Genomic DNA, 23,700 nt, shown 5'->3' with positions numbered 1-23,700 from the left:
GGTTGGCTACCCTTGCCGCGTGCCGTCGCTGTTTCGCCGCAAGCCCGCCGACCTCGTCGAGGATTCCGTCACCACTGTGACGACCGACGAGGAGTCCGCCGCCCGCCCTCGGGGCTACACGCCCAGCAAGAAGGAACTCGGGCAGGTCACGCCGAAGCGTCCGGTCGCCGGTCGCCGGCCGACCGCGCCGGCGAAGCCGCTGACCAAGGAGGAGGCCCGCGCGCAGCGCCGCGCCGCCCGCGCCGAGGCCGCCGCCGAGTTCCGCCGCGAGGGCGGCCCGCGTGACCGGGGCCCCGAGCGGCTGCTGGCCCGCAACGTGGTCGACTCCCGCCGTACGATCGGCACCTGGTTCTTCGGCGGCGCGCTGATCGTGCTGTTCGGCTCCAACCAGGCCATGCCGCCGATCGTGCGGCTGCTGTCGAACGTGCTCTGGGGCGCGCTGGCGCTCGGCGTGCTGATCGACTCGATCCTGATCTCCCGGAAGATCAAGCGGCTGGTCCGCGAGCGCTTCCCCAAGAGCACCGAGAAGCTCGGCTCGCTCTACTTCTACGCGATCATGCGGTCGATCACGTTCCGCCGGATGCGCGCGCCCGCGCCCCGCGTGAACATCGGCGACAAGGTCTGACCGGACCGGCCCCGACTCGGCCCCTCCCCGCCCCCGGGCGGTGAGGGGCCGTTCTCGTGCGAGGACCGGCCTCAGGCCACGCCGAGCAGGCGCAGCACCGCGGTGGTGGCCGCCGCCGCGACCACGACCAGCACGAACGGCGCCCGGCGCCAGGCGAGCAGCAGGCCGACGAGCACCCCGGCGGGCCGGGCGTAGCCGGCGAAGCCGCCGGCCTCGGTGAGCGCCGCGGTGGCGGCGAGCGCGGCAAGCAGCGTGGCGGCGCCGATCGGCAGCAGGTGACGGGACCACTCCGGCAGGTCCAGCCGGTCCCGCAGCAGCACCCCGGCGACGCGGAAGCCGTAGGTGCCGGCGGCCAGCGCGAGGATCACGGCGATCAGCACGAGACCTCCCCGGCCCGTACGCTCCGGCCGTCAGCCGCCTCGTCAGCGGTCCCGTCCGGCGCGGCATCCGGATCGGGCGACGCAGCCGTCACATCGGACGGCGCGGCGGGTAGCCGGCGGCGGGCCAGTAGCGGCAGGGCCAGCGCGGCGAGCGCGAGCAGCACTGGCAGCCCGGCCGGCAGCAGCGGGGTCGCCAGCACGGCGAGGCCGGCGCCGAGGAGCGCCACCCGGCGGGTCTCCCGGTCGCGCAGGCTGGGCAGCAGCAGTGCTGCCAGCCCGGCGGGGAACGCGGCGTCGAGTCCCAGCGTCGCCGGGTCGCCGGCCGCGCCGCCGGCGAGCACGCCGAGCGCGGTGCCGGCGTTCCAGGCCAGGAACAGCAGCACCCCGGCGAGCCAGAACGCCCGGCGCCGCTCCGGCCCGGCCGGGCGGGCCAGCGCGAACGCTGTGGCCTCGTCGGTCATCAGGTGGCTGCCGAGCAGCCGTTGCGCGCGCCGCGGACCGAGCGCACCACCGAGGGCCAGGCCGAACGGCAGGTGCCGGGCGTTGAGCAGCAGACCGGCGAGGACCGCCGCGAGCGGGCTGCCGGCCGCGACGAGCCCGACGGCCATGAACTGGGCGCCACCGGCGTAGACGACCGCCGACATGGCGAGCGTGGCCCAGACGGGCAGGCCGGCGGCCACCGCCACGGCGCCGAACGACGCGCCCACGGCGAGCATCGCCGCGCCGATGGCGGCGACGTCGCGGAGCACCCGGGCGTCGCCCGTTCGGTATGCCGTACGCATGTCCATTATCCTGAACGGAAGTACGCTGGTTCGTCAAACCGAACAAAACGACCGATGGAGCGAACATATGGCGATCGACCCCGCTCCCCCGCTCGCCACCATCGCCGCCGCGCTGCGCCGCGAGCGCGAACGCGCGGGCCTGTCGCTGACCGAGCTGGCCCGCCGCGCCGGGATCGCCAAGTCCACCCTGTCCCAGCTGGAGTCCGGGTCCGGCAACCCCAGCGTGGAGACGCTCTGGGCGCTCGGCGTGGCGCTGGACGTACCGTTCAGCCGCCTGGTCGAACCACCCACCGCCGCCGTCCGCGTGGTCCGGGCCGGGCAGGGGCCCCGGATCCGGTCCGAGCACGCCGACTTCTCGGCCACCCTGCTCGCGGCCGGGGCGCCGCACGCCCGGCGCGACGTCTACGTGATGGAGCTGGAACCCGGCGCGGTCCGGCTCGCCGAGGCGCACACCCCGCGCAGTGTCGAGCACGTCGTGGTAGCCGCCGGGCGGATGCGGGTCGGCCCCGAGACCGACCTGGTCGAGCTGGAGCCGGGCGACTACGCCACCTTCCCCGGTGACACCCCGCACCGGTACGAGGCGCTGGCCCCCGGCACCTTCGCCGTACTCGTCATGGAGCATCCGTGACCGCTGACGGCGCCCGGTAGAGCCGGGTCACCACCTCCTCGATGTCCGGCTCCACGATCGAGATGTCCCGCAGCGTGGTCAGGCCGGCCAGCCCGGCCACCACCTCGGCGACGCTCGCCCGTTCCAGCGCGAAGACCAGCCGCCGCCCGTCCGCCTCCACCCGCTGCACCGGCGCGCCGGGCAGCACCGGCGGCTCGGGCAGCGCCGCGTCCAGCTCGGCGACCACCATGCGGCGCGAGCCATACCGGCGGTGCAGCTCCGCGATCGACCCGTCGTGCACCACCCGCCCGTGGTCGATCACCACGAGCCGCCGGCACAGCCGCTCGATGTCGGCCAGGTCGTGCGTGGTCAGCACGAGCGTGGTGTCCCCGGCCCGGCCCAGCTCGGCCAGGAAGCCGCGCACCGCCTGCTTGCTCACCACGTCCAGGCCGATCGTCGGCTCGTCCAGGAACAGCACCTCCGGGCCGTGCAGCAGCGCCGCGGTCAGCTCGCCGCGCATCCGCTGACCCAGCGAGAGCTGCCGGACCGGCGTGTCCAGGAACCCGTCCAGGTCGAGCAGCTCCCGGCAGCGGGCCAGCCGGACCGCGTGCTCGCCGGCCGGCACCCGGTAGACGTGCCGCAACAGGTCGAACGAGTCCCGCAACGGCAGGTCCCACCAGAGCTGCGAGCGCTGCCCGAACACCACCCCGATGCGCAGCGCCAGCCGGGTCCGGTCGGCCACCGGACGCAGCCCGCACACCCGGGCCCGCCCCGCCGACGGCGTCAGCACGCCGGTGAGCATCTTCAGCGTGGTCGACTTCCCGGCGCCGTTCGGGCCGATGTAGCCGAGCATCTCGCCGCGCTCCACCCGCAGGTCGACCCCGTCGACGGCGGTCACCGTCCGCTTCTCACGCCGCAGCGGCCCGGCCTTCACCCGTACCGTGAACTCCTTGCGCAGCCCGTCCATCTCGATGACGCTCATGACCCCGTACTCCGGTAGTGACGGACCCCGACGCGCCAGGCCAGGGCGGCCAGCGCCGCGGCGACCACCGCGACGCCCGGCGCGGCCCACCCCGTCCAGGGCGGCAGGCCGAGCGGGTCGGCGCGGCCCAGCAGCGCCAGCGCCGGGTGGTAACTGACGAAGGCGAACCCCATCCCGTACGCGAACAGCGCGCGGAACCAGCCGCCGTACACGGTGATCGGGTACGAGGTGAAGTCGCGCCCGCCGTAGGTGACCGCGTTCGCCAGCTCGCCCGAGTCGACCCAGTAGAACGACACGGTCGCGGTCAGCACGAAGACCGAGCCGAAGAAGACCACGGCGGCCAGCGGGGCGACCACCGCCAGCGCGACCCGCCCCGGCGTCCAGTCGATGCCGGCCGAGACGAGCGCGAACAGCAGCACGGCGAGCCCGAACACGGCCCGGGACAGCTTGCGCAGCGGCAGGTCCATCAGCAGCAGCTGCGGCAGCGCACCGAGCGGGCGTACCAGCACAGCGTCGAAGAGGCCGGTGCGCACGTACCGGGGAAGCCGTTCGATGTTGCCGACCAGCAGGTCGGCGGTGGCGAAGCCGCACGACGACAGGCCGACCACGACGAGCGTCTCGCGCAGCGTGAAGCCGCCCAGCTCCCGCGTCACGCCGAAGATCACCAAGACGGTGACCACGTCGAACACGGTGGCGCCCACGTTGCCGACCAGGTCCACCACGAACGACGTGCGGTACGCCGCCTGCGAGCGCGCCTGCGCACCGAGCAGCGCCCGGTACGCCCGTAGTTCACCCAGATCAGCCACCCTGGGCGCGCTGCCGCGCTCAGCCACCCTGGGGGCGCTCGCGCGCTCAGCCACCCTGGACCACCAGGCGGCGCTCGGCGCGACGCTGCACCAGCCGGCACAGCGCCAGCAGCAGCACCGCCCAGCCGGCCTGCACCGCGACCAGGGTGAGACCGGTGGCCATCGGCTCCCGCTCGACGAGCACGTCCAGCGGCACCTGGAGGATGCTGGGGAACGGGGTGGCGTACCGCAGGACCGCCTCCAGCGGGCCGGGCAGGAAACCGAGCGGGAAGTAGAGCCCGGCCAGCACGCCGGAGCCGAGCGTCCACAGGATCATCGGGCCCCGCACGTCCTGCAACCAGTACGCGGTGGCGTTGACCAGGTAGCGGCAGCCGAAGCAGACCACCACCGCGAGCAGCGCGGAGAGCAGGAACAGCGGCACCGTGGCCCAGTGCCGGGGCACGTACACCGCGAAGAAGAACGGGCCGACCACCAGCGGCGGCACCAGCCGGGCCAGCGACGCGAACCCGGCCCGGCCCAGGTCGGTGGCGAGGTAGCTGGTCACCGGATGCACCGGCCGCAGCAGGTCGGCGGCCACCTCACCGGTGCGGATCCGGTCGGCCAGATCGGTCCAGCCCCAGATGGCGATGACCGCCAGCAGCCCCTGGCCGGCCCAGACGAACGTGGCGAGCTGCGCCCTGTCGTAGCCGGCCACGGTGCCCGCCGCACCCGTCGCCGCGAGGAAGATGTAGCAGCGCAGGAAGCCGAACACGGTGTTGGTGCACAACCCCGCCACGGCGGCCTGACGGTAGGTCGCGTGCCGCCGGAACCCGGCCGCCGCGATCGCGCCGAATGTCCGAAACCATGGGGTAACGTGTGCGCCGGTGGGTGGTGCCACAGTGGCGGTAACCGAGCCCACGCCGTTACCCTCCTTCCGCAGCCACGACGTGCTGGACCGGGCGACTGTACCGGCACGTCCGGCGCCCCAGCGCGAGAATTTCCAATGAGGTGACACCGCCGTGAGCGAGCGACGCGAGCCGGCCCCGGGGCCGTCCCGCGCGAGCGGCCGGAGGGGTTGCCGATGAGTGGCTGGGGCAGCTGGCGCGAGCCGGCCGAACCGGCCTGGGCCGCCGAGCCAACCCACGAGTGGCAGCCGCAGTTCCCCGGGCAGCGCTACCCGGGTGACATCGGCATCGAGAACCTGACGCCGCGTCCGCGCCCCGTTGTCGGCCGCGCCGAGGTACGGCCGGTCAGCCCCGCGCCGGACGAGGACACGTACCCGGTGAGCCCCGCCGGTTCCCGGCCCCCCGGGCACGAGGGCGGACGCCCGGCGGGTCCGGCCGGTCCACGCGACGCCTACCCGGTCAGTCCGGCCGGCGGTCATCCGGTCAGCCCGGCCGGCCCGCGCGGCGGTGAGCCCGTCAGTCCGGCCGGCCCGCACGGCACATACCCGGTCAGCCCGGCCGGTCCGCACGGCGCATACCCGGTCAGCCCGGCGGTCCCGCGCGTTGGGTACCCGATCAGTCCCGCGGCCCCGCCCGGGGTGCACCCGACCAGCCCCGCCGGGCCACGCGGCGGGCACTCGAACACGCCAGCGCCACGCGGCGTGCATCCGGGCGGATCGGCAGGGCCGCGCGGCGGGCACTCAGACGGGCCGGCAGGACCACGCGGCACGTACCTGGACGGGCCGGCCGCCTCGCGCGGGGCGTACCCGATCGGTTCCGCAAGTTCCGGCGGACACCGTCCCGCGGGGCCGGACGAGCGGCGCGGGCATCCCGACGGCCCCGGCGCGGACGGCCGTCGGCCCCACCGCCCCGGTCCGCCTCCGGAACGGCTCGACCAACGCTGGGTACGCCCCGACGGCCCACCGCGCCAGGCCGTCCAACCGGGCTGGATGCCGGAGCCGAACGAGACCCCGCATCCCGCTCCGCGCAGGCACGCCCCGGCCGACGGTCGTCCGGCGGCTTCCGGTGAACGATGGGGCACGCCACCCGACGCTCGCCAGGACCACTCCCCCGGCGGACGCCGCGAACCCCTGCCCGATGGTCGTCGCAGCCCCTTCGTGGAGCCGTCACCGGACGATCCGGCCCGTGGTCGGCGCGGTCCCGGCATCGACGGGCGTGACCAGGCCGTGCCGCCGTCGGAGCGGAGCACTGCCGGCCGGGGCGAGCCGGGCCGACGTGAGCCAGGCCGGGCCGAGCCCGGCCGCGACGGCCGGCGCGAACCAGGCTGGAGCGAGCCGGGCCACGACGGCCGGCGTGAACCCGGTCGGGCCGGTTCGGGCCACGACGGCCGGCGTGAGCCCGGGCGTGACGGCTGGCGCGAGCCCGGCCCACGTCCCCCGGCGGACCGGCGCGACCCGGCCGGTGGCCGGTGGGACGATCGTGCGCCGGGCCGCGAGGCCGCCGCCTACCCCGAGACCCAGCGCCGGGCACCCGAGAACGGGCGGCCCGCGCAGCAGGGCGAACCCGGCCGGTACGGCGCGCAGGGGCACCGTCCGGCTGACCCGCAAGCCTCCGCCCCCGTGCGGCCGGGCGCCGACCAGCGTTGGCAGCGCCCGCCGGCCGATCGTCCCCGCCCGCACCAGGGCGAGTGGCCCGTCATCGAGCCCCGCCCCCGGCCGGAACCCGACGCGTACCGGCCGGACGACCGGCACCGCCCACCCGTGGACCGGCCGATGCCGCCCCGGCACCCGATGCCGCCCCCCGACGGTCCACGCCCCGACGCGCGCCGTCCCGAGCAGGACGGTCCCGTCCGTCCGGACCCACGCGACGCTCGGCCCGCCGGTCCGGGCGCGCAGCCCGACGGCACCGGTCCGCGTCCCCACGCCACCCGGCCGCCCATCGCCCCGTCGCGCCCCGACGCCGCCCCGACGCGCCCGGAAGCCGGTCGAGCGCAGCCGGAGCAGGACCGTCGCCGGCCGGACGAGGTCGCCGCGCGTTCCGACGATTCCCGGACGGCGCGGCCAGACGAGCGCCGGACGCCGCCGGACGCACCGGGGACGACGCGGCCTGGGCGATGGCCCGATGCTCATCCGGTCCGAGGCGCCGAGGGCAGGAGCACGGCCGGGTCGGTCGGGCACCCGCGCCCCGACGACCGTCCCCGCCCTGTCCCGGCGGTGCCGGATCCACTGTCGACACCGCGCACGCCCGCGCACTCCGGTGACGGCTCGCCGTCGACCGGCCAGGCCCCGCTGCGGCCCGTGCCACCAGCTGGTACGGACGAGCAGCACCGGATGCCGGCGCCGGGTCGGTACGAGGCGACCCGTCCGCCGGTGACCGAGCCCGACCGACGCGTCGCCGACGGCGGTTCCGCACCGGCCGTTCCCGTCCGAGACGAGCCCGGTGCGCCCGTCTCGGGTGCGCCCGCCTCGGGTGCGCCCGGTTCCGGCGCACCGGTCTCCGGCGGGGCCGCTCCCCCCGCGCCGGCTGTCGGCACGCCCAGAGGCGATGCGCAGGCTCCGACAGGCACGGGACGAGCGGAGCCCGTCCACCCCACGCCGCCGCATGGGCGGACCGAGGAACGTCAAGAGCTTCCTTCGGCCGGTCCCGTCCAGCCGACCGAGGCCGCGCCGGCTCGTCCCGCGCCGCCCACCTATCCGGGCCCTGCCCCGGCCCGGCCGACCACGCCACCACCGGTCGTCCCGGCGATGGGCCCTGCCGCCCCGGAAGCACAGGCGGCTCGGCCCACGACCGGCACGGGCAGCCGACCCGCTCCGCACACGGACGCCAACCGTCTCGAAGCCGACGCCGGAGCGACCTCCGGAGTAGGCATCCGACCCGCGCCGGCCACGGGCACGAATACGGGCACGAGCACGAGCACGGGCACGAGCACGGGCACGAGCACGGGCACGGGCACCACGGGCACCGGCACCACGGGCACGAGCACGGGCGCGGGCGCGGGCACCAACGGTCCCGGATCCGGCGCGTACTCCGGAGCGACGCCCGGCACCAGCACCCGTGCGGTCCCGGGCGCGGACGCCGATCGCCCCGTAGCCGACCCGCGTCCCTGGACCTCGCCCGGCACCCCGATCACGCCGAGCACGGACGCCGACCGTCCGGTGGTCGACCGTCCGGTGGTCGACGCGCACGCCGGGACGACGTCCCGGACCGCCACCCACGCCACGCCGACCACCGGCCGGCCGCAGGCCGATGTGGACGTCCCAGCAGAGGAAGGCGTCCGGGGAGCCGACGCAGGCATACGGCCCGAGTCCCGCTCGGACGGAAGCCGGCCCGATGCCGGAGTGGACGTCCAAGCTGTGTCCGGGGCGAACCTCGTCCGTCCGGAAGCCGACGCGGACACCCGGCCCACACAGGGCACGGAACGCCTCGGAGCCGGCACTCCCTCTGACCGGAGCGACAAGCCGTCGGAGAACGGCCGACCGGCGGAGAAGACGCCTCCACCGTCCCCCGGCGCCGAGGCGTGGTTCCGCCCGAACCAGCCCGCGGAAGCCCCGAAACCGCCGGAGATCTTGGACGATTTCGGCCCCTCTGGGGGCCCTTTCGTACCAAGATCTCTACCCGGCCAGGACTCGATCGCACCGTCGGGTGGCGAGCGCAGTGGGGTGCAGTCCGTCGAGACGTCGACGGCATCCCTCGGCGCGCCAACGCTGGGCACGCACCCGACCGTTGACGACGGGTCTCCAGCGGTGGCGGGGGCTTCGGAATCGGCGGCGAAGGGGCCGGAAGCCGCAACGACCACAGTGGAGACGAACGCAGCGGACGCGAGGAAGGCGCCGGAACTCGATGCCGTGGTGCCAGCAGGCACTCCCGTGCTCACCGTGCCCGGTGCTAGCGGCGGTCCAGCACCGGCGTCCACTGCCGATGCGAACGCACCCGCACCCGCACCTGCACCCGCACCCACCAGCACCAGCACCAGCACCAGCACCAGCAAACCCGCGGGCACCCTCGACGCACCGCCGGCACCCACACCCACGCCGGCACCGGCACCTATCGTCACCGCCTCGGCCGTGGACGCGTCGACCGCCGGCGCATCGGCCGATGCCGCAACGACCACCGACGCACCGGCCGTACCCGTGCACGCGCCGATCACCCCGCCGACGGCCGAGCCGACGACGGCGGACACCAGCGTTCCCGTACCCGACGGTCCGCGCGCCGAGCCCGAGCCGCACGGCGCGATGGCTGCCGCACCCGAGCGGCTCAGCCCTGCGCCGGAGCGCACTCCGAACGATGTCGCCGCCTCCGGCACCACCGAGACCCGGCAGGACGACGCGGCACCGGAGAGCACTGCCGACGAGACGACGCGCGAGACCATCGCCGACGGCACAGCCCAGGGACCAGCGGCGGCAGACGGCACCGACCACTCCGCGCCCACATCGTCCACCCCGGACCCGGTCGACGCGGCCGCTGATACGGACACCACCGTTGCCGCACCCGCGCAACAGGCGCAGGCCGACGACGCCGAACCGACGCCGACAAGCACCGAGCACGACGCCGACCACGCCGGCAGCGCCGAGCACACCAACAGCACCGAGCACGCCGACGCCGACGACGCGCAGGATCGGCGTACCCCCGAAGAAGCCGGAACCGACGACGGCGCCGGACCTGCGGCGGACGCCGAGCCGCCGCCTCCTGTCGACCCGGAGCAGGCCCTCGCCGCGGTCGGCTGGGAGCTGGATCCGCTGACGCTGCGCGAGCAGGCCCCCGACCCGGCCCAGTTGCGGGTCATCCGGGACGGGCTCACCGGCAAGCTCGACACCACGCTCGACAACCGCAGCCGGGCCCGGCTGCTCAGCCTGCGCGCGGTGGCGTCCCGGGTCCTCGGTGACCTGGACGACGCGCTCGGGGACGCGCGGCTCGCCGTCACGTACGCGGAGGCCACCGGCGAGTTCCGGCGGACCGCGCTGGCCCGCGCGCGCCTCGCCGAGGCGCTGCGGTGGCGGGGTGAACACGCGGAGGCGGACCGGCTCTTCGCGGAGGCGAACTCGCCGGAGCTGCCGGACCGGCTGCGTGCGCTGCTGCACGAGCACGCCGGGCGGTCCTGCTACGACCAGGGCCGGCTGACCGAGGCGTGCCTGCACTTCGAGCGGGCGCTGGACCTGCGTCACGGCGAGGACGCGCAGCTCAACGCCCGGGTCGAGGTCGCGCTGGACGCGGTCGCGGAGCGGGCCGCCGCCGACGGCTTCGGGCCCGCGCCGCGCCGGCCCGAGGAGGTGCTCGGCACGCCGCGTCCGCCGGCGGCGACGTTCGACGAGGAGCAAGAGCTCTGGGGGTACGCGGACGCCGACGGCGAGATGGTCATCGCGCACCGGTACGCCGAGGCGCAGCCGTTCCACGAGGGAATGGCCTGGGTGCGCCGGCCGGAGGCGTCCCGGTGGGCGCTCATCGACACGTCCGGCGCGGCGCTGATCGAGGCGAACAACGGCTACCGGGCGGTGGTGCCCTTCTCGGAAGGGCTGTCCTGGGTGTCGATGGACGGCAAGGGCCGGTGGATGGCCGTCGACCGGATGAACATCGTGAAGATCCCGCCCGGGTACGAGGAGGCCAAGCCGTTCCGCAACGGCCTGGCGGCGGTACGGCAGAACGGCGGCTGGGGTGCGGTGGACCTGACCGGCGAGGTGGTGGTGCCGACCCGCTACCACCGTCTCGGCACGCCGCTCGCGGACGGTCGCGAGGTCGACGGGTTCACCGCCGACGGACTGGCGGTGGTCGAGCTGGCCGGTCGCCGCGGCGTGGTGGACCGGGCCGGGCGGGTGGTGGTGCCACCGGCGTACCCGACGGTGGTGGTGCATCCGGTGGCGTTCCTGGTCGCCACCGAGTCGGGCCGGTGGGGCGCGCTGGACCGGCGCGGCGAGCCGCTCATCGACCCGGTGCATCCGGGGCGCGCGGCGGTGGTCGCGGAGATCGACCGGCTGCTCGCCGACGCCAGCCCGGTGCTCTGACCCGCGCCCGGCACGCCACCTCGAGCGGCGGCGACCCGGCCCGTCAGCGTCTGGCCGCCCCGGCGACCCGGCTCGGCCGCTCACGCCGTCGGCGGAGGGCCCAGCAGTTCGATGCCGTTGCGGGCTGCGGCGTGCCCGAGCGCTGCCGGGTCGATCGGCGCAGGGTCGGGCAGCCGGCGGTGCGGAGCCGGTACGCCTGCTTCCGCGGCGAACCGCTCGAACCCGGCCGGGGTGGTGATCTGGAGCGCGCGCAACGGCTCGTCCGGGCCGACCACGAACGTGTGCGCCAGGCCCACCGGCAGCAGGACGAAGTCACCGGGACCGGCGGTGAGCGTCTCGCCGTCGCAGTGGAATCGGGCGGTGCCGGAGAGCAGGTAGAACATCTCGTCCTCGACCTGATGGCGGTGCAGGGGCGGGGCGAAGCCCGGCGGGTTCACGAACTCGGCGACGGTGAGGCGGTCCCGGGTGTGCCGGCCACCGGCCTTCAACGTGCACAGGTTGCCGAGGAACCAGTACGCCTCGCCGTCGTCGGGGCCGAGCAGGTAGGGGCGGACGGACATGGGTGACCTCCGATTTCAGTGAACGCGGGAACATTCGATAGCCAGGAGTCTAGTGAATAGATTGTTAGTATCGCGAGGTCATGGCTGGAGTCAAGGACGGCAAGTCGACGCGCCCCTACCGCTCGGCGGTGCGCGAGGAGAGCGCCCGGCGTACCCGTCAGGCGGTCGTGCGGGCGGCGACCGACCTGTTCGTGACGCGCGGCTACGCGGCGACGTCACTGGCCGACGTGGCCGCCGAGGCGGGCGTCGCCCGGCCCACCGTGTTCGCCGCATTCGGCTCCAAGGCCGCCCTGCTGCGCCAGGTGCTCGACGAGGCGCTCGCCGGCGACGACGAGCCGGTGCCGGTGGCGCGCCGCCCCTGGTTCCAGCCGGTCTGGGAGGCGTCCGACCAGGGCGCGGTGCTCGACGCGTACGCCGGGGTCTGCACGCTGATCGGCCACCGCGCGGCCGGCGCCTTCGAGACGGTCCGCCGCGCGGCGGACGAGGCGCCCGAGGTGGCCGAACTGTGGGAGACGCTGCTGCGCAACCGCCGCGCGGGCGCCGCCATGGTGGTCGACCGGCTGCTCACCCTGGACGGCCCGCTCCGGCCGGACGCGGGCACCGACCGCGCGGTCGACGCGCTGTGGTTCTACAACGACCCGGCGCACTACGCGGCGCTGGTGCAGCGGTGCGGGTGGACGGAGGAGAGTTTCCGGCAGTGGCTCGCCGTCCGGATGCGCGACGCGCTGCTGGGGGCGTGAACGCCGGACGGCGTCCGCGACCGGGCGGGTCTAGGGTCGGGAGCATGGAATTCCGTCACCTGGGCCGCTCCGGCCTGATGGTCAGCGAGATCTCGTACGGCAACTGGATCACCCACGGCTCGCAGGTCGAGGAGGACGCGGCGGTCGCGTGCGTCCGCGCCGCGATCGACAGCGGCATCACCACCTTCGACACCGCCGACGTGTACGCGGGCACCCGCGCCGAGTCGGTGCTCGGCCGCGCGCTCAAGGGCGAGCGTCGCGAAGGGCTGGAGATCTTCACCAAGGTCTACTGGCCGACCGGCCCCGGTCGCAACGACAGGGGTCTGTCCCGCAAGCACATCATGGAGTCGATCGACGGCTCGCTGCGCCGCCTCCAGACCGACCACGTGGACCTGTACCAGGCCCACCGCTACGACTACAGCACTCCGCTGGAGGAGACGATGGAGGCCTTCGCCGACGTCGTACGCTCCGGCAAGGCGCACTACATCGGCGTCTCCGAGTGGAAGGCGTCCCAGCTGCGCGAGGCGCACGCGCTCGCCCGTGAGCTGCGCATCCCGCTCATCTCGAACCAGCCGCAGTACTCGATGCTGTGGCGGGTCATCGAGACCGAGGTGATCCCCACCAGCGAGGAGCTGGGCATCGGCCAGATCGTCTGGTCGCCGATGGCCCAGGGTGTGCTGTCCGGCAAGTACCTGCCGGGCCAGCCGCCGCCCGCGGGCTCCCGCGCCACCGACGAGAAGTCCGGCGCCGGGTTCATCGCCCGGTTCATGACCGACGACGTGCTCACCCGCGTGCAGCGGCTCAAGCCGCTGGCCGAGCAGGCCGGGCTGACCATGCCGCAGCTCGCCGTCGCCTGGGTGCTCCAGAACCCGAACGTCTCCTCGGCGATCGTCGGCGCGTCCCGGCCGGAGCAGGTGCACGACAACGTGAAGGCGGCGGGCGTGAAGCTCGACGCCGACCTGCTCAAGGCGATCGACGAGATCGTCGAGCCGGTCACCGAGCGGGATCCGGCAAAGACCGAGAGCCCGGCTCAGCGCCCGTGACGTAGCGTCGTTCCCGGGCCGGCTCGGACCGGCCCGGGAACGACCGGGCCGGCTACTCCCAGAAGCGGATCAGGGCATAGCCGATCTGGTACAGCTCGCGCGGCAGGCCGAGCGCGTCGCCGACGGCGAAGACCGCGCCGAAGAACACCCGGTTGATCTGCGGGCTCCACAGCAGCGCGAAGAGCAGGATGAAACCGTACGGGGCGAACAGGTCGTACATCCGCCGGTAGGCGGGGCTGAGCCAGGGCTGGAGCATGTTGCCGCCGTCCAGGCCCGGCACCGGCAGCAGGTTGAGCACGCTGGCGGTGAGCTGGAGGAACGCGAGCAGCCCGACGCCGGCCCAGAACTCCAGCGGCCCGCCCAGTTCCGGCCCCCACGCCACCGCCGCGACCAGCACCAGCGTGAACAGCACGTTCGTCGCCGGCCCGGCCAGGCTGACCAGCGTGTGCCGCAGCCGGCCGGGGATCGCGTGCCGGTCCACCCAGACCGCGCCGCCGGGCAGGCCGATGCCGCCGAGCAGCACCACGACCACCGGCAGCACGATCGACAGCAGCGGGCTGGTGTACTTCAGCGGGTTGAGCGTGAGGTAACCCCGATATGCGATGTCCCGGTCACCGGACCGGTACGCGACCACGGCGTGCGCGTACTCGTGCAGGCACAGCGAGACCAGCCAGCCCGAGACGACGAAGAGGAACACGTCGAAGCCGACGTTGCCGTACCGGTTCCAGGTCATCACCCCGGAGGCGACGAAGAGTGCCACCAGGGCCAGGAAGATCGGGCTGGGCCGGAACGCCGCCCGGGGCACGCCGAGGATCAGCGGCTCGCCCGGGCGGTCGTAGCCCGTCATTCGGCCGGGGGTTGCAGGCTCATCCGGTAGTCCACCCGGTCGTCCTCGACCAGCACGACTGTGGTGACGCCGGATGCCGCGAGCTCCCGCCAGGCCTGGCCGATCCACGACTCGGCGTCCGCCTGGCTCGGGAACGACTCGGCCGGCCCGTCGGCCGCGTCGCCGTTCGTGCCCTCGTACCGCCAGCTCCACGCCATGCCGCGTCTCCCCTCGCCGCCGTCGTCCCGTGGGACGCCAAACCTCCGCAAGCCTAGTCGGCCCCGCCGACGACGGCCCGCCACCACATGGATCATGCCCACCCCCACCGCCGGGCCGCACCCGCGATCTTGCGGTTTCCGCCCCGACAGAGCGGTCATTCCCGGCATCCCGGGGGCCACAAGTGCAAGATCAGCGCCGCGAGAGGGCGGGGCGAGGGCGGGGAGGGGCGAGCTGCCCGGAACGCGGGCGGGCGAACTAAGGTACGGGCATGTCCGTTGACGGGTGGCACACCCTCCTGGTGCTCGGCGGTATCCGCTCCGGCAAGTCCGAGTTCGCCGAGTCTCTGGTCGCCGACGCGCCCACGGTCCGGTACGTGGCCACCGCCCCGGCCGGGGATCCGGAGGACACCGAGTGGGCGACCCGCCTCGCGGCGCACCGCGCCCGCCGCCCGGGGAGCTGGAGCACCGAGGAGACCGCGGCGGATCCGGGCCGGCTGGTCGAGGTGATCGTCGCCGCCGGGCCGAACGAGACGCTTCTCGTGGACGACCTGGGCGGCTGGGTGACGGTGCTGCTCGACCCGGCCCACCAGCCGGCCGACGACACCGCGACGATCGCCGAGCTGGCAGCGGCGGTGCGCTCCAGCACGGCCCGGCTGGTGCTGGTGAGCCCCGAGGTGGGCCTGTCCCTGGTGCCCACCACGCCCCTGGGCCGGGCGTTCACCGACGCGCTCGGCGCGACCAACCGCGCGGTCGCCGACGCCTGCGACGCGGTCGCGCTCGTGGTGGCCGGTCAGACGGCGTGGCTGAAGCCGGCCACTTCGGCCCCCGCGCACGCCGTGCCGCCCGCGACCACGTCGCCCGAGACCGAGCCCGGCCGCGCCGCCGCGCCCCATCACGCGGCGGCCCAGGCCGTACCGGCCGACCTCGGCGCCGGGGACGTGACGCTGCCCGAGGTGCTCACCCCGGCCGCCGCCCCGGTGCCCGCCCCGGCCACATCCGACGAGCCCGGTACGGGCGACTGGGCCGCCCCCACCATGGCGCTGCCGATGATCGCCACCGGCCTGGTCATCCAGCCGGGCATGGAACTGCCGATGCCCGACGACTACACCGGACCGCAGGCGGTCGACCGGCTCGCCACCCTCGACATCCCCGGCGCCGGTCTCGGCGTGCTGGAACAGGTGGTCGGCTTCGCGGCCGCCACCCAGGGCACCTCGACGCCGCGTCCGTGGGACTCGGTGCGCGTCCTGCTGATCCAGGGCGACCACGAGGGCGGCGCGTCGGCCGGCGCGACGCCCGGTGAGTCGGCGCGCCGCGCCCGGCAGGCCCGCGCCGGCCGGGGCGCGCTGGCCCGGCTCGCCGCCGAGAACCGGGCCGGCCTGCAGATCGTCGAGGCGCCCGTCGCGGCGCCGATGGAGGACGGCCCGGCCCTGTCCGCCGACGAGGTCGAGGCGGCGCTGCGCGACGGCTGGCGGCTCGCCGAGCAGGCCGCCGACGCGGGGGTGCAGCTGCTGGTGCTCGCCGCGTGCGGTGCGGGGGCCGAGGCCGCCGCCGCGGCGGTACTCGCGGCCACCGCTGGCGCGGAGCCGCCGACGGTGCTCGGCCGGGTGGTCACCGAGCAGGGCGAGATCGACGACACCGCCTGGATGGTCCGCTGCGCGGCGGTGCGGGACGCGCTGCACCGCACCCGGCGCTCCGCCCGGGAGGCCAAGGACGTCCTGGCCGAGCTGGGCGGTGGCGACATCGCGCTGGCCACCGGCGTACTGCTGGGCGCCACCGCCCGCAAGGTGCCGGTGCTGCTGGACGGGCCGGTCGGCACCGCCGCCGCCATGGTCAGCCGCGACCTGGCCGGGCAGGCCCGGCACTGGTGCCTGCTGCCCGACCACGGCGGCCGTCCGGGCGTACGGCTCGCCGCCGACGTGCTCGGTCTGACCCCGCTCGTGGACCTGCGGCTCGACCTGGGCGAGGGGGCGACCGCGCTGGCCGCGCTGCCGCTGCTGCGCTCCGCGTTGACGCTCGCCGCCACGCTGCCGGTGCACCCGTCGCTGGGCGGCCCCGACGACAGCGGCACCGACGACGACGCCGGCGACCGCACCGACACCGACACCGGCACCGGCACCGGCACCGGCACCGGCGAGCCCACCGGCGACGACGGCAGCGACGACGACCGGACCGGCAGCGGGGCCGAACCGGACTTCGCCGAGCCGGAGCCGGCCGGGCCGGGACCGACCACGATCGGGTCGGACGAGCCGGTCTCCCCCGGCCGACGTGCCGACTGAGGCGCGGCTCGCCGACGGCATCCGGCTGGCGCTCACCACGTTCACCACCCTCCCGGTACGCGCCGGACGGGTCGACCGGGCCGCCGCCGGCACCGCGATGGCGCTCGCGCCGCTGGTCGGCGCGCTGCTCGGCGCCGTACTCGGCGGGGTGCTGCTGCTCACCGGCGCGCTCGCGCCACCGCTCGTCGCCGCGGTGGTCACAGTGGGGCTGGGCGCGCTGCTCACCCGGGGCCTGCACCTGGACGGGCTGGCCGACACCGTCGACGCGCTCGGCTCGTACCGGCGCGGTCCGGCCGCGCTGGAGATCATGAAGCAGCCGGACGTCGGCCCGTTCGGGGTGGTCGCGCTCGTGGTCGTACTCCTGCTCCAGAGCGCGGTGCTCGCGGAGCTGGCCGGCCGGAACGCGCTCGCCGCGTTCGCCGCCGTGGTCGCGGCCACCGCGGCCGGGCGGCTCGCCGTCGGCCTGGCCTGCCGGCGCGGCGTGCCGGCGGCCCGGCCCGAGGGCCTGGGCGCGCTCGTCGCCGGCACTGTCGGGTGGGGCGCACCGGCGGTCGGCGCGGTCGCCGTCGCGCTGGCGGCGGTGCCCGCCGTCGCGGACCGTCCGTGGCAGGGGCCGCTCGCCGTCCTCGCCGCGCTCGCCGTCGCGGCCGGGCTGCTGCGGCACCTGGTACGCCGCTTCGGCGGCATCACCGGCGACGTGCTCGGAGCGCTCGTGGAGATCGTCACCACGCTGTCCTACCTGGGACTGGTGCTGACCGGCTGAGCGCCACCGGTCCGGGCGGGTAGCGTTCGGGGCGAGTGCACCGGCGCGGTCGAGGGGGACGGCATGCTCATCACGGACGACTTCCTGCCGGTACCGGTGCCCGAGTCGCTCGACGCGACCTATCTGGTGCCGATCACCGGGCTGCCCAAGGTGAGCCCGAAGACAGCCGTGGAAGGGCTGGCCGGCCGGCTCTCCGAGCCGGTCCACGGGCTGGCCCGGCAGATGCTCGACAGCCCGCTGATGACGGTGGACACCCGCACCGTCGACGAGTTCCCCGAACTGCCGCCGGACCTGCTCACCGCGTTCGGCGCCACCGAGGAGCAACTGGCCCGGCTGGCCGCCGCCACCCACCTCGTGGTGGTGCAGGCCGAGTACCGGCCGGGCTGGCCGCCCGCGCACGAGTGGGCCGCCCGCGCCGTGGCCGCGGCGGTGGCCGAGACGGTCGGCGGGGACGTGGTGGACGTCTTCGGGCTCCAGTTCCTCGACCCGGCGGCGGCGCTGCGCTCGCTGCCCGACGAGCAGGGCCGGATCCGGCTCGTCGACTGGGTGCTGGTGCCCTACTCCTCGGACTCCGACGGGCTGTGGTTCACCACCAAGGGACTGCGCCGGTTCGGGCTGCTGGAGTTGCAGGCGCAGGGCGTACCGGACCACCTGACCCGGGCGTGGGGCGCGGTGATGACCGGCGCGGCCCGGCGGCTGCTGCGGGACTGGACCGACGGGCTCGCCGGGGAGGAGGTGCCGGCGTTCGTGCAGCTTCCGGTGCTGGCCACGGTGACCGGGCACGACATCGCCGTGGCGTACGGCAATCCGGAGCAGCACGGCGCGACCGCGCCGGTGCTGCTGCGGCTGGAGCTGGACCCGGCCACCGACCCGGACGCCGACTCGTTCCTGAGCCTCAACCCGCCGCCCGGGCATCCGGGTCCGCCCGGCCGCTACTTCGCCGCCGCCTGCGCGACGCTGTTCAACGGCATTCAGCCGGACGTGCGCTACACCCGCACCGGGGACGCGATGAGCCGCGCGGTGGAGACCGCCCGAGAGGCGCTGGGCGACATCCGGGCCCGGTTCCTGGCCGGGCGGCTGCCCGAGGAGAGCCAGCTCGTGGTCAAGTACGGCCTGCCCGGCGACGACGGCCCCGAGTACGTCTGGGCCGGGGTGACCTCGTGGGACACCCCGGAACGGATCGTCGGCGCCAGCGCCAGCGACGCCAACACCGACCCGGGCGTGCGGATCGGCTCGCCGGTGGTGGTGGAGGCGTCGGACGTGGTCGACTGGGCCGTGCTGGACGGCACCGGCGTGCTGGAGGGCGGCTGGACGCAGGCAGTCCTCGACGCCGGGGAGCGCGGCGAGGACTGACCCGCGCGGCTCAGCGCACCGAGGGCTTGACGAACGGCGGCCTGGTCAGGCGCATCCGGGCACGGCGGCCCCGGATGTCCACCTCCAGCTCGTCGCCGTCGGCCAGCTTCGGGTCGGTGTCGACCAGCGCCAGCGCGACGCCGTGCTTGAGCGTCGGGCTGAACGTGCCGCTGGTGACGGTGCCGACCTGCCGGTCGCCCGCGTACACGGCCATCCCGGGGCGCGGGATGGCCCGGTCGACGGCGGTGAGGCCGCGCAGCGTACGGGCCGGGCCGGCGGCCTTCTCGGCGCGCAGCGCGTCGCGGCCCCAGAACGCCGGCTTGTCCCAGCCGACCGCCCAGCCGGAGCGGCCCTGCACCGGGGTGATCTCCGGGGACAGGTCCTGCCCGTGCAGCGGGTAGCCCATCTCGGTGCGCAGCGTGTCCCGGGCGGCCAGGCCGCAGGCGCGTACGTCGTCTGCGGCGGCGAAGAGCGCGTCCCAGACGGCGACCGCGTGCTCGGACGCCACGACCAGCTCGTAGCCCAGCTCGCCGGTGTAGCCGGTGCGGCACACGGTCAGCTCCACCCCGTCGAGCGTGGCGGTGGAGAAGCTCATGTAGTCGTGCCCGGTGGGCAGGCCGAGCGCGCCCAGCAGCTCAGCCGAGCGCGGTCCCTGCACGGCGAGCACCGCGTACGCCTCGTGTTCGTCGGTGACTGTGACGCCGGCGGGCGCGGCGGCGCGCAGGCGGCGGGCCACCTCGGCGGTGTTGGCCGCGTTGGGCACCAGGAAGACGTGGTCGTCGGCGTGCAGGTAGGCGATGATGTCGTCCACCACGCCGCCGGTGGCGTCGTCGCAGCAGAGCGTGTACTGCGCCTGGCCGGGGGTGATCCGGCCGAGGTCGTTGGTGAGGCAGGCGTTGACGAAGTCCGCCGCGCCCGGCCCGGTGACCCGGATCTTGCCCAGGTGCGAGACGTCGAACACGCCGACGCCCTCGCGGACTGCCGTGTGCTCCTTGAGCACGCCGCCACCGGCGTACTCCAGCGGCATCTGCCAGCCCCCGAAGGGGGCGAACTTCGCGCCGAGCGCGGTGTGCCGCTCGTGCAGCGGGGATCGGCGCAGCCGGGTCTCGGCGGCGTCGGAGGTCACCTCGGTCATGGGTGGCAACTTACCGGCCCGGACCGCTGTGGTTAGCATCGGCGGGATCCCGTCGGCACGCATCGGCGGGACAGCCACGCCTCCCGGCGGGTAGGTTGCCGCCGGAGAGACCTTCATCGCCGGTACGCGACGACGCGGCCGGCCCGGCCCGCCCGGAGTAGCTTTCGTGACATCGCCCCGCACCACCCTCAGCCTGGTCGACACCGACCCCGCCGAACTCGCCGTCGACGCGATCGTGATCGGCGTGCACAGCCAGACCACCGAGCCGGGCAACGGCGCACCCGCCCACGCCCTGCTGCTGGCCACCGGCGGGGAGAGCATCGCCGCCGCGTTCGACGGAAAGCTGACCGAGACGCTGGCCCTGCTCGGCGCGACCGGTGGCCCGGGCGAGGTGATCAAGCTGGCCACGCTGGGTACCGTGACCGCGCCGCTGGTCGTGGCGGTCGGCCTCGGCCCGGAGCCCTCGGGCGCCGCTCCGGCCCCGGAGTCGCTGCGCCGGGCCGCCGGTGCCGCGGTGCGGGCGCTGGCCGGTGCCCCGCGCGTCGCCCTGGCCCTGCCGCTGCCCGACGACGCCGACGCCCCGGCCGCGCTGCGCGCGGTCGCCGAGGGCGCGCTGCTGGGCGGCTACCGGTTCGCCGGCTACAAGACCAAGCCGCAGCCGGCCCGGCGCGAGCCGGTGGCCGAGGTGCTGGTGGCGGTGCCGGACGCGGCCGACGCGACCGCCCAGGCCGAGATCGCGCGGGCACAGGCGGTGGCCGGTGCGGTGCGGACCAGCCGGGACTGGATCAACACCGCCCCGAACGAGCTGCGTCCCCCGGCGTTCGCCGACGTCGTCTCCGCCGCCGCCCGCGAGGCGGGGCTGGAGGTCGAGGTGCTGGACGAGGCGGCGCTGGCGGCCGGCGGCTACGGCGGCATCCTCGCCGTCGGTCAGGGCTCCGAGGCCCCGCCGCGGCTGGTGAAGCTCACCTACACGCCCGCCGGTGGCGGCAACGGCAAGCGGGTCGCGCTGGTCGGCAAGGGCATCACGTTCGACACCGGCGGCATCTCGATCAAGCCGGCGCAGGGCATGTGGGAGATGAAGTCGGACATGGCCGGCGCGGCGGCGGTCGGCGCGGCCATGCTGGCGGTCGCGGCACTCAAGCCGTCGGTCACCGTCACCGGCTACCTGCCGATGGCGGAGAACATGCCGTCGGGCACCAGCTACCGGCCGGGTGACGTGATCAGCATGTTCAACGGCAAGAAGGTGGAGGTGCTCAACACCGACGCCGAGGGCCGGATGGTGCTGGCCGACGCGATGGCGCGGGCCTGCGCGGACGGCGCGGACTACCTGTTCGAGACCTCCACGCTGACCGGCGGCCAGGTGATCGCGCTGGGCAAGCGGATCGCCGGTGTGATGGGCACCCCGGAGCTGTGCGAGCGGGTGCGGGTGGCCGGTGACGCGACCGGCGAGCCGGCCTGGCCGATGCCGCTGCCCGACGACGTGCGCAAGGGCATGGAGTCGGACGTCGCGGACATCTCGCAGGTCAACGCCGGGATGGACCGGGCCGGGCACATGCTCCAGGGCGGCGTGTTCCTGCGCGAGTTCGTGACCGACGACGTGGCGTGGGCGCACATCGACATCGCCGGTCCGGGCTACCACTCGGGCGAGGCGACCGGCTACTGGACCAAGGGCGGCACCGGCGTGCCGGTGCGCACGCTCGTGCACCTGGTCGAGGACGTCGCCACCAACGGCTGACGGGTAAGGAAGGGCCCCTTCTTAACGCCTCGCGTTGTAGAAGGGGCCCTTTTTAACACCCGCGCGCAGCCGGGTCAGTACAGCTCGGGGCGGCGCTTGCGGCGCTCGTTGTAGTCGCGCATGCGCTGCGGATAGCCCATCAGCCGCACGTCGTAGATCGGGATGGCGATCCGGTGCGCCCAGCGGCGGGCTTCGTCCGGCCCGCCGACACGCCGCCGGGTCCACTCGCCGTCGTCGGCGATCAGCATGATCGTGGTCTCGGTGACCGTCGTACGGGGCTCGATGTACGCCTCGACGCCCTTGCGGGTCCGGACGAAGTTCTCCAGATGGTCCAGATCGGCGCGGTCGGCGGCGCGGTCGCGGCTCGCCGGGGCCGCCCGCTTACGTCGTCGGAACAGCCCCACCGAATCCACTCCTCCCCCAGCGCCGTCATCGAAGACGGTGCCAAGGGTACGTGTCACCGACGTGTCGTTGGGCACCTCGGTACGCGCTCGGTCCGTGGTGGTGACAAGATGACCGAGGTGGGGTGTGCCTGTTACTCCGCCGTAACCCCCGATGCAGTGACGCGACCTGGGAGTTGGATGTGAGCGAGCCGAACGACACGACCTTCGACATCGTCATCCTCGGAGGTGGTAGCGGCGGCTACGCGGCGGCGCTGCGTGCCGCCCAGCTGGACCTCTCCGTCGCCCTCATCGAGAAGAGCAAGCTGGGCGGGACCTGCCTGCACAACGGGTGCATCCCGACCAAGGCGCTGCTGCACGCCGCCGAGATCGCCGACCAGACCCGCGAGTCCGAGCAGTTCGGCGTGAAGGCCGAGCTGGTCGGCATCGACATGAAGGCGGTCAACTCGTACAAGGACGGCGTGATCTCCCGCCTGTACAAGGGCCTCCAGGGCCTGGTGGGCGGCAACAAGAAGATCACCTTCGTGGCGGGCGCCGGCAAGCTGGTCGGCAAGAACGTCGTCGAGGTCGACGGCAAGCGCTACACCGGCCGCAACGTCGTGCTGGCCTCCGGCTCGTACGCCAAGAGCCTGCCCGGCCTGGACGTCGACGGTGAGCGGATCATCACCAGCGACCACGCCCTGACCCTGGACCGCGTCCCGTCGTCGGCGATCGTCCTCGGCGGCGGCGTGATCGGCGTCGAGTTCGCCAGCGTCTGGAAGTCCTTCGGCGTGGACGTGACCATCGTCGAGGCGCTGCCCCGCCTGGTCGCCGCCGAGGACGAGGAGTCGTCGAAGGCGCTGGAGCGGGCGTTCCGCAAGCGGAAGATCAACTTCAAGGTCGGCAAGCCGTTCGAGAAGGTCGAGAAGACCGACAAGGGCGTGAAGCTGACCATTCAGGGCGGCGACACGGTCGAGGCCGAGCTGCTGCTGGTCGCCGTGGGCCGCGGTCCGAACACCGCCGGCCTCGGCTACGAGGAGCAGGGCGTCAAGATGGACCGCGGCTACGTGCTGACCGACGAGCGGCTGCGCACCAGCGTGCCGAACGTCTACGCGGTCGGCGACATCGTGCCCGGCCTGCAGCTCGCGCACCGCGGCTTCCAGCAGGGCATCTTCGTCGCCGAGGAGATCGCCGGGAAGAACCCGGCCGTGATCGACGAGGCCGGCATCCCGCGCGTCACCTACTGCGACCCGGAGCTGGCGTCGGTCGGCCTGACCGAGGCGAAGGCCAAGGAGCAGTACGGCGCCGACAAGATCAAGACCTACAACTACAACCTGGGCGGCAACGGCAAGAGCCAGATCCTCAAGACCGCCGGCCACGTGAAGCTGGTCCGGGTGGACGACGGCCCGGTGGTCGGCGTGCACATGGTCGGCGCCCGGGTCGGTGAGCTGATCGGCGAGGCGCAGCTCATCTACAACTGGGAGGCGTACCCGGCCGAGGTGGCGCAGCTCGTGCACGCCCACCCGACGCAGAACGAGGCTCTGGGCGAGGCGCACCTGGCCCTGGCCGGCAAGCCGCTGCACGCGCACGCCTGACACGACAACCGCGG

The 23,700-nt window shown here is 74.8% G+C and carries 21 protein-coding genes; 10 read left to right on the top strand and 11 right to left on the bottom strand.

The genetic code is table 11. The features are described 5' to 3' along the window. Positions 1 to 19 precede the first annotated feature (19 nt). Positions 20 to 625, top strand: coding sequence for a DUF3043 domain-containing protein (locus tag FB455_RS00495; protein WP_013287709.1), 606 nt, complete (start codon positions 20 to 22; stop codon positions 623 to 625). 71 nt (positions 626 to 696) lie between these two features. Here the strand turns inward: FB455_RS00495 and FB455_RS00490 are convergent, their stop codons facing one another. Both FB455_RS00490 and FB455_RS00485 read right to left on the bottom strand, forming a co-directional pair. Beyond that, positions 697 to 1,005, bottom strand: a complete 309-nt coding sequence (locus tag FB455_RS00490) for an AzlD domain-containing protein (protein WP_013287710.1) — start codon at positions 1,003 to 1,005, stop codon at positions 697 to 699. Then, positions 999 to 1,787 (bottom strand): AzlC family ABC transporter permease, encoded by a 789-nt coding sequence (locus FB455_RS00485; protein WP_013287711.1) that lies wholly within the window; start codon positions 1,785 to 1,787, stop codon positions 999 to 1,001. The genes FB455_RS00490 and FB455_RS00485 overlap by 7 nt, the downstream gene beginning before the upstream one ends. Before the next feature lie 67 nt (positions 1,788 to 1,854). Here FB455_RS00485 and FB455_RS00480 point away from each other — a divergent pair, with 67 nt between their 5' ends. Then, the gene (locus FB455_RS00480) at positions 1,855 to 2,415 is read left to right on the top strand and encodes a helix-turn-helix domain-containing protein (RefSeq protein ID WP_013287712.1); all 561 of its coding nucleotides are present in this window, start codon (positions 1,855 to 1,857) and stop codon (positions 2,413 to 2,415) included. Here FB455_RS00480 and FB455_RS00475 read toward each other — a convergent pair. From FB455_RS00475 to FB455_RS00460, 4 genes are all read right to left on the bottom strand, one after another. Then, positions 2,399 to 3,376 (bottom strand): ABC transporter ATP-binding protein, encoded by a 978-nt coding sequence (locus FB455_RS00475; protein ID WP_145751756.1) that lies wholly within the window; start codon positions 3,374 to 3,376, stop codon positions 2,399 to 2,401. The two genes, FB455_RS00480 and FB455_RS00475, sit on opposite strands and share 17 nt — an antisense overlap. Beyond that, a complete protein-coding gene (locus FB455_RS00470) occupies positions 3,373 to 4,173 on the bottom strand; it encodes an ABC transporter permease (RefSeq protein ID WP_041784219.1) in 801 nt (266 codons plus the stop codon). The genes FB455_RS00475 and FB455_RS00470 overlap by 4 nt, the downstream gene beginning before the upstream one ends. Before the next feature lie 55 nt (positions 4,174 to 4,228). Next, the gene (locus FB455_RS00465; protein ID WP_071098274.1) at positions 4,229 to 5,080 is read right to left on the bottom strand and encodes an ABC transporter permease; all 852 of its coding nucleotides are present in this window, start codon (positions 5,078 to 5,080) and stop codon (positions 4,229 to 4,231) included. 1,152 nt (positions 5,081 to 6,232) lie between these two features. Continuing rightward, the gene (locus tag FB455_RS00460) at positions 6,233 to 6,817 is read right to left on the bottom strand and encodes a hypothetical protein (RefSeq protein WP_145751753.1); all 585 of its coding nucleotides are present in this window, start codon (positions 6,815 to 6,817) and stop codon (positions 6,233 to 6,235) included. Between the two features lie 2,379 nt (positions 6,818 to 9,196). Between FB455_RS00460 and FB455_RS00445 the strand changes: the two genes are divergently transcribed. After that, on the top strand, positions 9,197 to 11,062 hold the full coding sequence (locus FB455_RS00445; RefSeq protein ID WP_030273048.1) for a WG repeat-containing protein: 1,866 nt from the start codon (positions 9,197 to 9,199) through the stop codon (positions 11,060 to 11,062). An 80-nt stretch (positions 11,063 to 11,142) separates the two neighbouring features. Here the strand turns inward: FB455_RS00445 and FB455_RS00440 are convergent, their stop codons facing one another. Continuing rightward, positions 11,143 to 11,622 carry a cupin domain-containing protein gene (locus tag FB455_RS00440; protein ID WP_013287719.1) on the bottom strand — a complete coding sequence of 160 codons (480 nt, stop codon included), beginning with the start codon at positions 11,620 to 11,622 and terminating at the stop codon, positions 11,143 to 11,145. An 80-nt stretch (positions 11,623 to 11,702) separates the two neighbouring features. Here FB455_RS00440 and FB455_RS00435 point away from each other — a divergent pair, with 80 nt between their 5' ends. Continuing rightward, positions 11,703 to 12,362, top strand: a complete 660-nt coding sequence (locus tag FB455_RS00435) for a TetR/AcrR family transcriptional regulator (protein ID WP_013287720.1) — start codon at positions 11,703 to 11,705, stop codon at positions 12,360 to 12,362. Positions 12,363 to 12,406: 44 nt separating this feature from the next. Continuing rightward, positions 12,407 to 13,405, top strand: a complete 999-nt coding sequence (locus FB455_RS00430; protein ID WP_013287721.1) for an aldo/keto reductase family protein — start codon at positions 12,407 to 12,409, stop codon at positions 13,403 to 13,405. 52 nt (positions 13,406 to 13,457) lie between these two features. Here FB455_RS00430 and FB455_RS00425 read toward each other — a convergent pair whose 3' ends face one another. After that, positions 13,458 to 14,252: a site-2 protease family protein gene (locus tag FB455_RS00425; RefSeq protein WP_145751751.1), complete on the bottom strand. Its 795-nt coding sequence runs from the start codon at positions 14,250 to 14,252 to the stop codon at positions 13,458 to 13,460. Next, positions 14,249 to 14,449, bottom strand: coding sequence for a hypothetical protein (locus tag FB455_RS00420; protein WP_013287723.1), 201 nt, complete (start codon positions 14,447 to 14,449; stop codon positions 14,249 to 14,251). The genes FB455_RS00425 and FB455_RS00420 overlap by 4 nt, the downstream gene beginning before the upstream one ends. A 269-nt stretch (positions 14,450 to 14,718) precedes the next feature. Here FB455_RS00420 and FB455_RS00415 point away from each other — a divergent pair, with 269 nt between their 5' ends. The 3 genes from FB455_RS00415 (at position 14,719) to FB455_RS00405 (ending at position 18,841) form a co-directional block, all read left to right on the top strand. Next, complete coding sequence (locus FB455_RS00415) at positions 14,719 to 16,725, top strand: bifunctional adenosylcobinamide kinase/adenosylcobinamide-phosphate guanylyltransferase (protein WP_145751749.1); 2,007 nt, start codon at positions 14,719 to 14,721, stop codon at positions 16,723 to 16,725. Next, positions 16,715 to 17,488 (top strand): adenosylcobinamide-GDP ribazoletransferase, encoded by a 774-nt coding sequence (cobS, locus tag FB455_RS00410; RefSeq protein ID WP_145751747.1) that lies wholly within the window; start codon positions 16,715 to 16,717, stop codon positions 17,486 to 17,488. The genes FB455_RS00415 and cobS overlap by 11 nt, the downstream gene beginning before the upstream one ends. A 63-nt stretch (positions 17,489 to 17,551) precedes the next feature. Further along, positions 17,552 to 18,841 carry a DUF2314 domain-containing protein gene (locus tag FB455_RS00405; protein WP_145751744.1) on the top strand — a complete coding sequence of 430 codons (1,290 nt, stop codon included), beginning with the start codon at positions 17,552 to 17,554 and terminating at the stop codon, positions 18,839 to 18,841. Positions 18,842 to 18,851: 10 nt separating this feature from the next. Here the strand turns inward: FB455_RS00405 and gcvT are convergent, their stop codons facing one another. Next, positions 18,852 to 19,976, bottom strand: coding sequence for a glycine cleavage system aminomethyltransferase GcvT (gcvT, locus tag FB455_RS00400; RefSeq protein WP_030273057.1), 1,125 nt, complete (start codon positions 19,974 to 19,976; stop codon positions 18,852 to 18,854). Between the two features lie 166 nt (positions 19,977 to 20,142). Here gcvT and FB455_RS00395 point away from each other — a divergent pair, with 166 nt between their 5' ends. After that, positions 20,143 to 21,711 (top strand): leucyl aminopeptidase, encoded by a 1,569-nt coding sequence (locus FB455_RS00395; RefSeq protein WP_123111639.1) that lies wholly within the window; start codon positions 20,143 to 20,145, stop codon positions 21,709 to 21,711. A 74-nt stretch (positions 21,712 to 21,785) separates the two neighbouring features. On the opposite strand, the gene FB455_RS00390 is transcribed toward FB455_RS00395, so the two are convergent. After that, the gene (locus tag FB455_RS00390; protein ID WP_064448299.1) at positions 21,786 to 22,115 is read right to left on the bottom strand and encodes a hypothetical protein; all 330 of its coding nucleotides are present in this window, start codon (positions 22,113 to 22,115) and stop codon (positions 21,786 to 21,788) included. A 179-nt stretch (positions 22,116 to 22,294) separates the two neighbouring features. Between FB455_RS00390 and lpdA the strand changes: the two genes are divergently transcribed. Then, complete coding sequence (lpdA, locus tag FB455_RS00385) at positions 22,295 to 23,686, top strand: dihydrolipoyl dehydrogenase (RefSeq protein ID WP_123111638.1); 1,392 nt, start codon at positions 22,295 to 22,297, stop codon at positions 23,684 to 23,686. Positions 23,687 to 23,700 lie beyond the last annotated feature (14 nt).

The sequence above is a fragment of the Micromonospora sp. CNZ296 genome (assembly GCF_007827635.1).
This window is presented reverse-complemented; position numbering and strand designations above follow the sequence as displayed.